Consider the following 13,568-nt stretch of genomic DNA (forward strand, 5'->3'; position numbering starts at 1 on the left):
CGGATCTTGGCGACGGCCGCCAAGCGTGGGAAAGGCTCAGTGCGAGGGGGCGATGATGCGCGCCTGCAGCGCGTCCCAGACAGGCGTCAGGCGGCCTGACAGGGCGGCCAGCTTGCCGAGGTCGGTGTGGCTTTCGTCGGGGCTGTGGAAGTCGGAGCCGCGTGAGGCCAGCAGATCGAATTCCAGGGCGGTCTCGGTGTACTTGGCGGCCTCTGCGGCCGTGTGGCTGCCCGTCACCACCTCGATGCCGCGGCCGCCATGGGCCATGAACTCGGTGATCAGGGCATATTCCTCGGTTGGCGTGAAGTCGTAGCGCCCAGGGTGGGCGATCACGGCCTCGCCGCCCGCCTGGGTGACCCAGCGTACGGCGTCGGCCAGCCGGGCCCAGCGGTGGGGCACGAAACCAGGCTTGCCCTCGGTCAGGAAGCGGCGGAAGACCTCGGGCACGTCCTGGCAATGGCCGGCATCCACCAGGAAACGGGCGAAATGGGTGCGGGAGATCAGCTCAGGGTTGCCCACGTACTTCAGCGCGCCTTCGTAGGCCCCCTTGATGCCGACCTGGGCCAGGCCTTCCGCCATCTCGCGCGCGCGCGCGCCGCGACCGCCGCGGGTCTCGCGCAGACCCTGCACCAGGGCTTCATTCTCGTGGTCGAAGCCCAGGCCCACGATATGCACCACGCGCCCCGCGAAGGTGACGGAGATCTCGCAGCCCGTCAGGTAGTGCAGGCCCAGGCGCCCGGCGGCCTCGATGGCGCGGGCCTGGCCGCCGACTTCGTCGTGGTCGGTCAGGGCCCATAGCTCGACGCCATTGGCCTGGGCGCGCGCGGCCAGGGCCTCAGGCTCCAGCGTGCCATCGGACACCTTGGAATGGCAGTGAAGATCGGCGTTGCTGAGGGCGTTGATGGTGTTCACGCGGCCATTCTAGAGGGCGCTCACGCCGGGCTCGCTGCGCTGCAGCAAAGCCCCTGCGGGTGTCGCAGGCGGCCGGGCCGCCCTGGGCGTCAGGCGTGCCGCGCGCTGACCCGGAAGCTGCTGATTGCCGCTGTCAGGCCCACGGCCTGGTCGCGCAGGCTGCTGGCGGCGGCAGCGCCCTGCTCGACGAGGGCGGCGTTCTGCTGCGTCATCTGGTCCAGGTTGGTGATGGCCTGGCCGACCTCGCCGATGCTGGTGCTTTGCTCCAGGGTGGAGGCGCTGATCTCGCCCATGATGTCGGTGACCCGCTGCACGGAGCTGACGATCTCCTGCATGGTGCTGCCTGCCTCCTGGACCAGGCTGGCGCCGGCCTCGATGCGGTCCATGGAGCCGGTGATCAGGCTCTTGATCTCCTTGGCGGCCTCGGCGCTGCGCTGGGCCAGCGAACGCACCTCGCCCGCCACCACTGCAAAGCCGCGTCCCTGCTCGCCGGCACGGGCGGCTTCCACCGCAGCGTTGAGCGCCAGGATGTTGGTCTGGAAGGCAATGCCGTCGATCACGCCGATGATGTCGCCGATCTTGCGCGAGCTCGTGCTGATCTCGCCCATGGTCTGCACGACCTGCTGGACCACGTCACCGCCGCGCTGCGCCACGCTTGAGGCGCTGCTGGCCAACTGGTTGGCCTGGCGGGCGGAGTCGGCGTTGTGGCGGACGGTCTCGGTGAGCTGCTCCATCGAGGAGGCCGTCTCCTCCAGGCTGGCCGCTGCCTGCTCCGTGCGGGCTGACAGGTCGTGGTTGCCGGTGGCCACCTCGGAGGCCGCTACCTGAATGGATTCCGAGCCCTCACGGACCTTCAGCACGATGCCGCGCAGGCCTTCCTGCATGTGGACCAGGCTGGTGGACAGGGCGCTCAGCTCGTCCTTGCCCTCGATGTGCAGGTGGCCGTCCAGGTTGCCGTTCTCCACGGCCGACGCAAAGGCCATGCCCTGCTGGATGGGCAGCAGCAGCGAATGGGCAATGCGCCATCCGATGAAGGCCGCCAGGGCCATGCCGCACAGCAGGGCCACGACGATGACGGTGGTGATGGTGCTGTAGACGCCCGCGATCTTGTCGTGGGCCATCTCGATGAAGCGGTCCACCGTGTTCAGGGCCTGGTCCAGGTCCTGCTCGGCCTGGTCGATGGACTTCTTGGCCTCGCGCGGCGCATCCCAGGCGGCCTTGAGGTCGCCAGCCATGTCGCCCTTGGACAACTGGGCCATCACCGGCTGCATGCCGCTGCGGTAGGCGTCGAAGTTGTTGCGGATGACGGTGAGCCCTTCCCGGACCTTGGGGTCCTTGACCCGCTGCTCCAAATCCTTGAGCCCCTTGTCCGCCGACTTCATGGCGTCCTCCCAGCGGCCCTGCGCTCGTTTGAAGTCGGCCACGCCGATGGCGGCGAAGATCATGTCCTTTTCGTAGCGGCGGGCGGTCAGCATGCCCGAGCGCAGCTCGTCCACGCTGCGCATTGAGGCCACGACCGAGGTGTTGAAGGTCTCGAAGGCACCGAACATCGTGCGGGTAGCCATCCAGCCACCCCCGCCCAGCACCAGCATCAGCAGCACCATCAAACTGAAGGCCAGGCCCAATCGGGCCTTGATGGACAGTTGTCGCAGCATGGCGGCGTCTCCTTTTCTCGTGACTGTGTGGCTGTGCCGGATGAGGCATCCGGCCGGATCGCGGGCAGCTTGCAAGCATGCGCTTGCCGGCCCGCCCCCAACAAGCAGAAAAGGACGGCAGACGTGGCGCTCTTCACGCCGGAGGCCGGCGCAGGACTGCCGGGACTCTGGTGCTCAGACGATGGCCTCCACCACCATCTGCACCCGCTGCTGGCCTTGGTACTCGTCCAGGCTCAGGCGGTAGGCCATGCGGGCTTGCTCGGGCACGGGCTCGGTGTGGCCGAACCAGATGGCATCCCGCAGCAGCCCGCCCTGGCGCACCCGCAGCTTCAGGTGGCGCTCTCCCACGATGCGCTGGGCCACGATCTGGACCTCGTCACAGAACAACGGCGCCTCAAAGGCCTGGCCCCAGACCTGGGCCTCCAGCTCCTGGACGGTTTGCGCATTGAAGGCATCGGCAGGCAGCGGGCCATCGGTGCGCAGGGTGCGCTGCAGCGCAGCCTCGTCCAGCCATTCGGCCGCGACCTGGGTCAGCGCCTGGCGGAAGGACTCCACCCCGCCCTCGGCCAGGGTGCAGCCGGCAGCCATGGCGTGGCCGCCGAATTTCCTGAGCAGATCCGGATGGCGCTTGGAGACCAGGTCCAGGGCGTCGCGCAGGTGGAAGCCGGCAATGGAGCGCCCGGATCCCTTCAACTGCCCATCGGCGCCGCGGGCCAGCACGAAGGTGGGGCGGTGCGCCGCGTCCTTGATGCGCGAGGCCACGATGCCCACCACGCCTTCGTGGAAGTCCTCGTCGAAGATCACGATGGCGGGAGGCGTCTGCTGCTCCAGCCGCGTCTGCAGGCGCGCCAGCTGGGCCTCGGCCTGCTCACGCATGCCGGCTTCGATCTCGCGGCGCTCGCGGTTGATGGTGTCCAGCAGGCGGGCCAGCTCGAGGGCACGAGCCGGGTCTTCGCACAGCAGACACTCGATGCCCACGGTCATGTCGGACAAGCGACCGGCCGCATTGATGCGCGGCCCCAGCGCGAAGCCCAGGTCGAAGGTGTTGGCACGGGCGGCGTCGCGACCCGCGGCCGTGAAGAGCGCAGCCACCCCGGGCTGCATGCGGCCGGCGCGCATGCGGCGCAGGCCCTGCGCGACCAGGCGGCGGTTGTTGGCGTCCAGCCGCACCACGTCGGCCACCGTGCCCAAGGCCACGAGGTCCAGCAAGCCGTCCAGGCGAGGCTGCTCGCGGCCCTCGTAGGTACCGCGCCGACGCAGCTCGCCGCGCACGGCCAGCAGCACGTAGAAGGCCACGCCCACGCCGGCCAGGTTCTTGCTCTCGAAGCCGCAGCCGGGCTGGCTGGGGTTGACCAGCGCATCGGCCTCGGGCAGCTGGACCACCTCGTCCACCAGGGCGGGCAGGTGGTGGTCGGTGACCAGCACCTTCAGGCCCAGGGACTTGGCGTGGGCCACGCCGGCCAGGCTGGCAATGCCGTTGTCCACCGTCATCAGCAGGCCTGGTTGCAGAGGCAGGGCCAGTTCGACGATGGCCGGCGTCAAGCCGTAGCCGTGGATGGCGCGGTCGGGGACCACGTAGTGCAGGGTGTCAGGTCTTGCCCCCAGCAGGCGCAGGCCGCGCAGGGCAACGGCGCAGGCGGTGGCGCCGTCGCAGTCGTAGTCGGCGACCAGGCAGATGCGTTCGCCATGCTGGATGGCATCGGCCAGCAGCGAAGCCGCGGCGGCGATGCCCTTGAGGCCTTCGGGCGGCAGCAGCTTGTCCAGGCCGGCATCCAGTTCCTCGGGGCTGCGCACGCCGCGTGCAGCAAAGAGCCGGGCCAGCAGCGGGGAGACGCCGGCCTGCTCCAGCGCCCAGGCGGCGCGGGGCGGGGCGTCGCGGTTCAGCAGGGTGGGGCTGTTGAGCGGGTTCACAGAGTCTCCAGAAGACGTGTCGCCTGCCCCCGGGCCGGGCGCAGCCGCTGCCACAGCCCTTGCGTCCAGGAACGCGGCTGTGGATACAGGGTCAGGGCCTGGCGCTCGCCGGCCAGGCTCAGTGTTGCGGTGCCGCTTGTGAGTGCGGGCAGCAGGGGGGCGATGCGCTGGGCGTCCAGGGCGCGCCAGGCTTCGGCCCAGGCGGCCCAGTCGCCGCTGATCCAGGCCGGGCGCAGCCGCTGGTCGGCCTCGATCCCGCTGGGCAGCGCGTGGTCGACCGCGCTGCCGCAGCCCCAGACCCAGACGCTGTTGATGGGGCGTTGGCCGGCCTGCTCGCGCGCCGCGTTCAATGGGTGGCCGTGCAGGGTCATCTGGACTTCCATCTGCAGGCGAAGCAGCTGCCGAGGCTCGGGCAGCCAGGCGTCAACGTTGCGATGGATCACACGGTCCAGGCTGGCCGTCTCCTGTCCGGCGAGGCTGGGGTGTGCCACGAACCACTGGCCCGGGGCGAGGTGCAGCCGTTTCCAGCCTTCCTCGGCGGGGAAGAGCGGGGCCAGGGCTTCGAAGAAGGCCAGGGAGGTGGTGGCGTCCAGGCCCAGATCGTCCGGGTCCAGGGCGGTGACCTGGTCGCTGCCCACGTCGCAATGCAGAGGGGTGAGCCGGGCCCAGGCCTGTGCACCTGCGCCCGGGCCGAGGGTCCAGGCGGCCAGGGGCGGGGGGCTTTGGGCGGGCAACCCGGCGAGGTCGGCCAGCAGCCGTTCGTGGGGCAGGGGAAGGCTGTATTCGTCGCCACCGCAGCGCGGGCCGACGCCCAGGCCCGCGAGGGCTCGGTCCAGGGCCGGGAGCGGCAGGTCCGCCAGGACCGCCCGGGCTTGCGGGTCGACGGCGCTGGCGTAGGGAATCACGAGATGCATGGGGCGGATTATCCGGTGCGGCCTGTCATCGGCCGGCCACGGTATGGACATCAGGCGGACATCGCTCCCCGGCAAGCTGCACGGCATGCAGCACGACACCCTCCTGGCGCGCGCCGCCACCCTGGTTCCGGCCGCCCTCGGCCCCGCCGGTGATGAGCCGGCCGAGGCAGGTGAGGGGCTGCCGCGCCTGCGGGTGCGCACGGTCTGGATCTCGGACCTGCACCTGGGCACGCCCGGTTGCCAGGCGCGCCACCTGCTGGACTTCCTGCGCACGGTCGAGTGCGAGCAGCTCTTCCTGGTGGGCGACATCATCGACGGCTGGCAGCTGCGGCGCAGCTGGTACTGGCCGCAGGCCCACAACGACGTGGTGCAGAAGCTGCTGCGCAAGGCGCGCAAGGGCTGCCGAGTGATCTTCATCCCTGGCAACCACGACGAGTTCGCCCGCAAATACCTGCAGCACAGCTTCGGCGGCATCGAGGTGGCAGAGGACTGGATCCACGAGACCGCCGACGGCCGCAAGCTGTGGATCACGCATGGCGACCTCTTCGACGGCGTCATCCAGTGTGCCAAGTGGCTGGCCCATGTGGGGGACTCGCTCTATGAGTTCACGCTGAGGCTCAACCGCCACCTCAACAGCCTGCGGGCCCGGATGGGGCTGCCCTACTGGAGCCTGTCGCGCTACCTCAAGCTCAAGGTCAAGCGGGCGGTCAGCTACGTCTCGCAGTTCGAGGAGGCCGTGGCGCGCGAGGCTCGGCGGCGCGGTGTGCAGGGCGTGGTCTGCGGCCATATCCACCATGCCGAGCTGCGGGAGATCGATGGCATGCTCTATGCCAACGACGGCGACTGGGTCGAGAGCCTCACCGCCCTGGTCGAGCATGCGGACGGCCGCCTGGAGATCCTGGACTGGACCGCCTTCAGCCTTGGCAGCGGGCTGGTGTCCGGTCATCGCACGGCAGAATCGGATGCGGCTGCGTGCGCTGATCGGCGTCATGCGCCTGTCACGATGCCTTCATAAAGTGAGGTCATGACCCTGATGCCTCCTGCCCTGCTCAATCGCGAACAAGCCATCCTGGAATTCAACGCCCGCGTGCTGGCCCAGGCCCAGCGGGCGGACGTTCCTCTGCTGGAGCGGCTGCGCTATGTCTGCATCGTTTCGTCCAACCTCGATGAGTTCTTCGAGGTGCGCTTCGCCGACATGCTGGACGCCGCGCGCGAGCCCGCCAGCCCGGTCAGCAACCGCGACATCGAGCGCGTGGCGGGCGAGGCGCATGAACTCATCGACCGCCAGTACGACGTGTTCAACGAGCAGATCATGCCGGCGCTGCGCGAGCAGGGCATCGTGGTCCACAACCACGCCGATCGTGACGAGGCGCAGCGCCACTGGGTGGCCCGCTTCTTCGAGCGCGAGGTCAAGCCCCTGCTGGTGCCCGTGGGCCTGGATCCGGCCCATCCCTTCCCTCAGGTCGCCAACAAGTCCCTGCACTTCGTGGTGCGGCTCTCGGGCAAGGACGCCTTCGGGCGCGACAACCGCATCGCCATCGTCAAGGTGCCTCGCGTGCTGCCCCGGGTGATCAAGCTGCCGGCGCAGGTCAGTGGCGGGCGGCAGATCTTCGTGCTCTTGACCAGCGTGATCCGCGCCCACCTGGAGGAGCTGTTCCCGGGACGGCAGGTGGAGTCCTTCTCGCAGTTCCGCGTCACCCGCGACTCGGACCTGGAGGTGGACGAGGAAGAGGTGGCCAATCTGCGCCATGCCCTGCGCTCGGGCCTGACCACACGTCATTTCGGCCGGGCTGTGCGGCTGGAGGTGGTGAACTCCTGCCCGGAGGAGCTGTCGCGCTTCCTGCTGGAGCAGTTCCAGCTGCCGCCCGCGGCCCTGTACCGCGTCAACGGCCCGGTGAACCTGGTGCGGCTCAACGAGCTGATCGACCTGACCGACGCCCCCGAACTGCGCTTCGTACCCCACGAGCCCCTGTGGCCCCAGGCCAGCCTGCCGCGTCAGAAGCGCTGCTTCGAGCGCCTGCGCAAGGGCGACGTGCTGCTGCACCACCCCTTCGAGAGCTTCGAGCCCGTCGTGCAGTTCCTGCGCGAGGCCGTCGAGGACCCGGACGTGCTGGCCATCAAGCAGACCATCTACCGCACCGGCAGCCAGTCCGTGCTGATGGACCTGCTGATCGAGGCGGCCCGCCGCGGCAAGGAGGTGATGGCGGTGGTGGAGCTCAAGGCCCGCTTCGACGAGGAGGCCAACATCAACTGGGCCGAGCGCCTGGAGGCCGTGGGCGCGCAGGTGGTGTACGGCATCGTGGGACTCAAGACCCACGCCAAGATGCTGCTGGTGACGCGGCGTGAGGGCAAGGCGGGCAAGCCTGACGGCAAGCACCAGCTGCGTCGCTACGCCCATCTGTCCACCGGCAACTACAACCCCAAGACGGCGCGCCTCTACACCGACATCGGCTGCCTGACCGCCGATCCGGATCTCACCGCCGACATCGACAATGTCTTCCGCCAACTGGCCTCGCTGGGCAAGGCGAAGCCGGCGAAGCGCCTGCTGCTGGCACCCTTCCACATGCACGAGCGCATGGTCGAGTACCTGGCGCGGGTGGAGCAGTCAGCGCGCGAAGGCAAGGTGGCGCGCGTGGTGCTCAAGGTCAACGCCTTGACCGACGCCGAGCTGATCCACGCCCTGCTGCGCTGCGGCCAGGCCGGGGCGGAGATCGACCTCATCGTGCGCGGCGCCTGCATGCTGCCGCCGCAGCTGCCGGGCATCTCTGACCGCATCCGCGTGCGCTCGGTCGTGGGCCGTTTTCTGGAGCATTCGCGCGTCAGCTATTTCCGCTGGGGCGATGGCGAGGAGGACGAGGCGCTGTACCTCTCCAGCGCCGACTGGATGAGCCGCAACATGTTCCGCCGCATCGAAGTGGCCTGGCCGGTGCTGGACCCCAGGCTGCGCCAGCGCCTCATCGACGAAACCCTGCAGCCCTACCTGCACGACAGCCTCGATGCCTGGGAGCAACTGCCTGACGGCCACTACCGTCGCATCGAGGGCGAGGGCCTCAGCGCCCAGCAGGCCCTGATGCGGCGCTATGCCGTCGATTGAGGCACGTCGAACCGCCCGGGCTCAGGCCTGCAGGCTGAGCTGCAGGCGTCCGAGTTTGCGCCAGGCCTCCAGCTCTTCGTTGAGCAGGTAGAGCGCCCGCGGATGCGCCTGGGCCCATCCTTCGGCCATGCGCACGCTCACCCGGTCCCCCTCGCGCTGCAGGCGCATGGTCTGCGCGTCGACCGGTTGCCGGGCATGGCATTTGATCAGTGCCAGGCGCAGGGCCAGCAACTGCCACAGCAGGCTCTCGTCCTGCAGTTCCTGCTCCAGCTTGCGCAGGCCGCCGCGCTGGCCCAGGGCCAGGTCGCCCAGGCGGTGCAGCTGGTTCTGGGAGAAGCCGGGGGCATCCACATGGGCCAGCAGGTAGGCGCTGTGGCGGTGGTGGTCGTGGTGGGAGACCATCATGCCGATCTCGTGCAGCTTGGCCGCCCAGGCCAGCTCGCGCTGGCGTTCACGCTCGGCCTTGGGCGCCAGCTGCTGATGCAGCTGCAGGGCCAGGTCTTGCACGCGCTGGGCCTGCTCGGTGTCCACGCCAAAACGCAGCTGCAGGGCTGCCACGGACTGGTCGCGCATGTCGCGACCCCGGCTCAGCTCGCCCTGACTGGCCTGCAGGCGCTCGGCCAGGTCAAAGACCACGCCCTGGCGCAGTGCCCCCTTGGCTGGCTGCAGGCGCTCGATCTGGAACTGGGTGAGCAGGGTGTAGAGGATGCACAGGCCGCCGCCCACCACGGCGCGGCGGTCGTCCTTGAGTCCGGGGAGGTCCAGTGCGTCCATGTGACCGGCCGCCAGGCAGCGCTCGATACACCAGCGCAAGGCCTCGGGCGTGATGCTGCCGTCAGTGACACCGCTGGCGGCCAGGAGTTGAGAGACAGCGCCCACGGTGCCCGAGGAGCCCAGGGCCTCCTGCCAGACCGGCTGCGAATACTGGCGGGCGAAGAGGTTCAGTGCTTCCTCAAGCTCGGCGCCTGCGGCCACCTGGGCGGCGCGGAAGGCCTCGGGCGTGAAGCGGCCGTCGGGGAAATAGCGCAGTGAAAGGCTGACGCTGCCGATCTGGAAGGACTCGGCCTTCAGCGGCTTGCGGCCCAGGCCCAGGATCATCTCGGTGGAGCGGCCGCCGATGTCTATCACCAGGCGCGGGCGCTCGGAAGGCTGCAGCCGGGCCACGCCGGCAAAGATAAGGCGGGCCTCCTCGCGGCCCGAGATGACCTCGATGCCGTGGCCCAGGGTCTTCTGCGCCAGCGCCAGGAAGGCATTGCGGTTGCGGGCCTCGCGCAGGGTCTGCGTGGCCACGGCGCGCACGCGGGCAGCCGGGAAGTCGTGCAGATGCTGGGCAAAGCCTGCGAGACAGTCCAGACCCCGCTGCATGGCCTCTGGGGTCAGCATGCAGTCGCCGTCCAGGCCGGCGCCCAGGCGCACCGTCTTCTTCAGGTAGAGCTGGCGCTTGTACTGGCCCCGGTGCAGTTGGGCGATCTCCAGCCGGAAGCTGTTGGAGCCCATGTCGATGGCAGCCAGGGCGTCGCCGGGCTGGGTGAGCGGGGAATCAGAGCGAAGCGCATTCATGGCGCCGGATTGTCGCGGCTGATGAGGTGTGTCGTTGTGTAAGCGTGCGTCAGGTGTGGCAGCTTGCACAAAGCTGGGCCGGCCGGACGCAGGACGTCGCGGACAGCCTGCCCGGGGCTGTCCTGGCCCGCCCCACGCGTGGCCATTGACAGGTCTGAGAGAATCCCCACATGTGCAAACCCTGAAGGCGCGCCGTCCTGGTGCGCCGTCTGTTGTCGGGCGCCGGGGATCGCGGCGCGCCACGCTTCACGCATGACCCTGTCCTACATCCTGCTTGCCACCTTCGTGGGCGGCCTGCTCTCCGTGCTGATCGCAGCCAGCCTCACGGTGGCCTTGCTGGGGCGCCTGGTGCGGCACCTGGTGAGCCTCTCCACAGGGGTGTTGCTGGCGACGGCCCTGCTGCATGTGCTGCCAGAGGCCTTTGAACGCCAGGCCAGCCCCCATGCCCTCTTCATGACGCTGCTGGGCGGGCTGATGTTCTTCTTCCTGCTGGAGAAGGCAGAGCTGTACCGCCACACCCATCACCACGAGGGCGACGGCCATCACCACCACCATCATTTCGATGCGGAACAGGCGGGGCGTGGCGGCCTCTCGGTGCTGGTGGGCGACAGCATCCACAACTTCTGCGACGGCCTCATCATCGCGGCGGCCTTCCTGGCGGACCAGCACCTGGGCTGGGTCACGGCGGCGGCCATCATCGCCCACGAGATCCCGCAGGAGGTGGGCGACTACATCGTGCTGCTCAACGCCGGCTTCAGCCGCGGCAAGGCCCTGCTGTTCAATGCCCTGTCGGGCCTTGCGGCGGTGGCGGGCGGTCTGCTGGGCTACTTCATCGTGGGGCCCTGGGAATCGCTGTTCCCCTACCTGCTGGTCCTGGCGTCCAGCAGCTTCATCTACGTGGCCGTGGCGGACCTGATCCCCCAACTGCAGCGTCGCCTGCCCTGGCGCGAGACGGCAGCCCAGCTCTTCTGGCTGGCCGCCGGCATGGGCTTCATCGTGCTGGTGCTGGGCAGCAGGCACTGAGCCCCCTGGGCGGCCCAAGAAAAAACCCGCCACGCGGGCGGGTCTGTGTTGGGCGTGAAGGCGGTCAGCGCACCACGAGGACCGGGATGGTCGAGTGCGTCAGCACCTTCTGGGTCTCGCTGCCCAGCAGCAGGGCCTGCACGCCGCGGCGGCCGTGCGAGGCCATCACCACGAGATCGGCTTCCACACGCTTGGCATGCTCGATGATGGCCTCCCAGGGATGCAGGGCCTCGATGCTGTGCGCCTCGCAGGGCACACCGGCCTTCTCGGCCGCTGCCAGCACGGTCTTCAGCCGGGTCTGGGCGATACGCTCCTGGGCGTCGAAGAACTCCTGCGGCGGCGTGGGCTGCATCTCGGACACGGCACTGTAGGGGAAGGGTTCCTTGACGCTGATCGCGTAGATCGTGGCGCCCAGTTCCTGGGCCAGGGCCAGGGCCTGTTCGAGGGCCTTGGCGGTGATGTCGGAACCGTCGGTCGGGACGATGATGCGCTTGTACATGCGAACCTCCTGTGAGCTGATCCTGCAAGCCTTGGGTGAAGACCTCGCCGGATCTCTGGGGCGGCCGCCTTGGCAGCTGCTGAGATCCGGTGCTGATGCGCAGAGTGTTGCTGTTCAGTAGGCCGTCGCGCTTGCGCTATGTCAAGACTCGGGCGTGCATCGCCGCGCGGGCGCCAGGGGCTCAGCCCTGGGCCACCGGGCGGCGCGGGTCGGCCGACCATTCGCTCCACGAGCCCGGATAGAGCCTCGAGCCACGCAGCCCCGCATGCTCCATGGCCAGCAGGTTGTGGCAGGCCGTGACGCCGGAGCCGCACTGGTGCACGACCTCCGAGGCGGCGAAGGGGGGCAGCAGGGCCTGGAAATCGGCACGCAGGGCATCGGCCGGCTTGAAGCGGCCGTCGGCCTGGAGGTTGTCCTTGAAGAAGCGGTTCAGGGCGCCAGGGATGTGGCCGGCCTGCCTGTCCAGGGGCTCGACCTCGCCGCGGAAGCGCTCGCCGGCTCGCGCGTCCAGCAGGCGCACGCGGCCCAGCTGGGCCTGCAGGGCGTCGGCATCGATCGAGGAGGCCAGGGAGGCGCTGGCCTGGAAGCTGCCGGCCCGCGTTGCGGGCGACTCTGCGCTTAGCGCGCCGCCGGCCGCCTGCCAGGCTGCGAGCCCGCCATCCAGCACGGCCACGGCTTCGTGACCCAGCCAGCGCAGCATCCACCAGACGCGGGCGGCGTACATGCCGCCCTGGCCGTCATAGGCGACGACCTGCATGCCGGCGTCCAGCCCGAGGGCTGCCAGGCGCTGCGCAAAGACGGCTGGATCGGGCAGGGGATGGCGGCCGGTGAAGACCTGACCCTCGCCGGCCTTTGGGCCGCTGAGGTCGCGGTCCAGATGCAGGTAGTGCGCACCGGGCAGATGGCCCTGGGCGTAGGCGCGTTCGCCGGCAGCGGTGTCTGCCAGGTCGAAGCTGAGGTCCAGCAGCAGGAGCGGGCGGGCAGCGGCCTGCAGGGCCTGCAGTTCCTTGGCACTGATGAGAGTGGTGTGGCTCATGATTCGGTCGTGCTTTGCGGGCTGTCAGAAGAAAGGCTGCGGGCGCGCAGCAGCGTGGCCGCAAGGCCGGCGCCAACGATCAGCAGCATGCCCAGTATCGCAGCCGGGTCCAGTCGTTCCTGGAAGATCCAGACGCCGTAAAGGCAGGAGAAGACGATGCCCAGGTACTGCAGGCTGGCGTTCACCAGGGTGCGACCCTTGCGGTAGGCGGCCGTCATCAGCAGTTGGGCCGCGGTGGCCAGCAGGCCCACGGCCAGCAGCAGGGCCAGACCGCGCGGGCTGTGTGCATGCCAGGCCTGGGGCTGACCCCACTGCTGCACGCCATTGATCAGCGCGCCGGCCACGGCGCCGCCGCAGGAGAAGTAGAAGACGATGCGGTACTCCGGTTCACCGGCTCGGCCCAGGGCCGTCACCTGCAGATAGGCCATGGCCGACAGCATGCCCGACAGCAGGCCCACCAGCCCGTACCAGGCCTGGTCCTGCTGCATGCTGGGGCGCAGCACCAGGGCCACGCCCAGAAAGCCCACCAGCACGCTGGCGACCAGCCGGCCGTCGACCTGCCGGCCGCCCAGCATCACGGCGCCGCCGATCAGGAACAGCGCCATCCAGACCGAGGACATGTAGTTCAGCGTCATGGCCGTGGGCAGGGGCAGCTTTCCGATGGCGTAGAACCACAGCGACAGCGCCACCACCCCCGACAGACCGCGCCAGAAGTGCATGGCCGGCACCGCAGTGCGCAGGCTCAGGCGACGAGCCAGTACCAGGCCGCCCACCAGGCTCACCCCGACCAGGCCGCGGTACATGACGATCTCGCCCGAGCTGTACTCGGCCGAAGCCAGCTTGACGCACACGCCCATGGTGGCGAAGAGCAGGGTGGCCAGGGCCATCATGAGGGAAGCGGGCATCGTGTGGCGGATGTTGCTGGCAATGAAAAAACCGCCCAGGGCGCGGGGCCGTTGGGCGG

At 69.3% G+C, this 13,568-nt stretch carries 11 protein-coding genes; 3 read left to right on the forward strand and 8 right to left on the reverse strand.

Annotation, left to right across the window (positions count from 1 at the left end; genetic code table 11):
• Positions 1 to 36: 36 nt before the first annotated feature.
• The 4 genes from ACS5PK_RS17195 to ACS5PK_RS17210 form a co-directional block, all read right to left on the reverse strand.
• Positions 37 to 903, reverse strand: coding sequence for a 3',5'-nucleoside bisphosphate phosphatase (locus ACS5PK_RS17195; protein WP_439441528.1), 867 nt, complete (start codon positions 901 to 903; stop codon positions 37 to 39).
• Between the two features lie 98 nt (positions 904 to 1,001).
• Entirely contained in the window at positions 1,002 to 2,567 is a 1,566-nt protein-coding gene (locus ACS5PK_RS17200) for a methyl-accepting chemotaxis protein (protein WP_439441479.1), read from the reverse strand.
• A gap of 174 nt (positions 2,568 to 2,741) precedes the next feature.
• On the reverse strand, positions 2,742 to 4,478 hold the full coding sequence (gene recJ, locus ACS5PK_RS17205; protein WP_439441480.1) for a single-stranded-DNA-specific exonuclease RecJ: 1,737 nt from the start codon (positions 4,476 to 4,478) through the stop codon (positions 2,742 to 2,744).
• Positions 4,475 to 5,392: a hypothetical protein gene (locus ACS5PK_RS17210; protein WP_439441481.1), complete on the reverse strand. Its 918-nt coding sequence runs from the start codon at positions 5,390 to 5,392 to the stop codon at positions 4,475 to 4,477. Before ACS5PK_RS17210 ends, recJ begins: the two co-directional genes overlap by 4 nt.
• An 85-nt stretch (positions 5,393 to 5,477) precedes the next feature.
• Between ACS5PK_RS17210 and ACS5PK_RS17215 the strand changes: the two genes are divergently transcribed.
• Both ACS5PK_RS17215 and ppk1 read left to right on the forward strand, forming a co-directional pair.
• Positions 5,478 to 6,407 carry a UDP-2,3-diacylglucosamine diphosphatase gene (locus tag ACS5PK_RS17215; RefSeq protein WP_439441482.1) on the forward strand — a complete coding sequence of 310 codons (930 nt, stop codon included), beginning with the start codon at positions 5,478 to 5,480 and terminating at the stop codon, positions 6,405 to 6,407.
• Between the two features lie 9 nt (positions 6,408 to 6,416).
• Positions 6,417 to 8,486: a polyphosphate kinase 1 gene (gene ppk1, locus ACS5PK_RS17220; RefSeq protein ID WP_439441483.1), complete on the forward strand. Its 2,070-nt coding sequence runs from the start codon at positions 6,417 to 6,419 to the stop codon at positions 8,484 to 8,486.
• A 21-nt stretch (positions 8,487 to 8,507) separates the two neighbouring features.
• Here the strand turns inward: ppk1 and ACS5PK_RS17225 are convergent, their stop codons facing one another.
• Positions 8,508 to 10,046 (reverse strand): Ppx/GppA phosphatase family protein, encoded by a 1,539-nt coding sequence (locus ACS5PK_RS17225; protein WP_439441484.1) that lies wholly within the window; start codon positions 10,044 to 10,046, stop codon positions 8,508 to 8,510.
• Between the two features lie 252 nt (positions 10,047 to 10,298).
• Here ACS5PK_RS17225 and ACS5PK_RS17230 point away from each other — a divergent pair, with 252 nt between their 5' ends.
• On the forward strand, positions 10,299 to 11,069 hold the full coding sequence (locus ACS5PK_RS17230; RefSeq protein WP_439441485.1) for a ZIP family metal transporter: 771 nt from the start codon (positions 10,299 to 10,301) through the stop codon (positions 11,067 to 11,069).
• A gap of 64 nt (positions 11,070 to 11,133) precedes the next feature.
• Here ACS5PK_RS17230 and ACS5PK_RS17235 read toward each other — a convergent pair whose 3' ends face one another.
• The 3 genes from ACS5PK_RS17235 to ACS5PK_RS17245 form a co-directional block, all read right to left on the reverse strand.
• Positions 11,134 to 11,568: a universal stress protein gene (locus ACS5PK_RS17235; RefSeq protein WP_439441486.1), complete on the reverse strand. Its 435-nt coding sequence runs from the start codon at positions 11,566 to 11,568 to the stop codon at positions 11,134 to 11,136.
• 181 nt (positions 11,569 to 11,749) lie between these two features.
• On the reverse strand, positions 11,750 to 12,604 hold the full coding sequence (locus tag ACS5PK_RS17240; RefSeq protein ID WP_439441487.1) for a sulfurtransferase: 855 nt from the start codon (positions 12,602 to 12,604) through the stop codon (positions 11,750 to 11,752).
• Positions 12,601 to 13,509 (reverse strand): DMT family transporter, encoded by a 909-nt coding sequence (locus tag ACS5PK_RS17245; protein ID WP_439441488.1) that lies wholly within the window; start codon positions 13,507 to 13,509, stop codon positions 12,601 to 12,603. The genes ACS5PK_RS17240 and ACS5PK_RS17245 overlap by 4 nt, the downstream gene beginning before the upstream one ends.
• Positions 13,510 to 13,568: the final 59 nt, after the last annotated feature.

Source organism: Roseateles sp. DB2 (genome assembly GCF_051857535.1).
Lineage (GTDB): Bacteria > Pseudomonadota > Gammaproteobacteria > Burkholderiales > Burkholderiaceae_C > Roseateles_B.

Bases quoted from the DNA above. Each gene is read 5' to 3' on its own strand.
- ACS5PK_RS17200 (WP_439441479.1), bottom strand. From the start codon at position 2,567: ATGCTGCGACAACTGTCCATCAAGGCCCGATTGGGCCTGGCCTTCAGT.
- ACS5PK_RS17210 (WP_439441481.1), bottom strand. From the start codon at position 5,392: ATGCATCTCGTGATTCCCTACGCCAGCGCCGTCGACCCGCAAGCCCGG.
- ACS5PK_RS17215 (WP_439441482.1), top strand. From the start codon at position 5,478: ATGCAGCACGACACCCTCCTGGCGCGCGCCGCCACCCTGGTTCCGGCC.
- ppk1 (WP_439441483.1), top strand. From the start codon at position 6,417: ATGACCCTGATGCCTCCTGCCCTGCTCAATCGCGAACAAGCCATCCTG.
- ACS5PK_RS17225 (WP_439441484.1), bottom strand. From the start codon at position 10,046: ATGAATGCGCTTCGCTCTGATTCCCCGCTCACCCAGCCCGGCGACGCC.
- ACS5PK_RS17230 (WP_439441485.1), top strand. From the start codon at position 10,299: ATGACCCTGTCCTACATCCTGCTTGCCACCTTCGTGGGCGGCCTGCTC.
- ACS5PK_RS17235 (WP_439441486.1), bottom strand. From the start codon at position 11,568: ATGTACAAGCGCATCATCGTCCCGACCGACGGTTCCGACATCACCGCC.
- ACS5PK_RS17240 (WP_439441487.1), bottom strand. From the start codon at position 12,604: ATGAGCCACACCACTCTCATCAGTGCCAAGGAACTGCAGGCCCTGCAG.
- ACS5PK_RS17245 (WP_439441488.1), bottom strand. From the start codon at position 13,509: ATGCCCGCTTCCCTCATGATGGCCCTGGCCACCCTGCTCTTCGCCACC.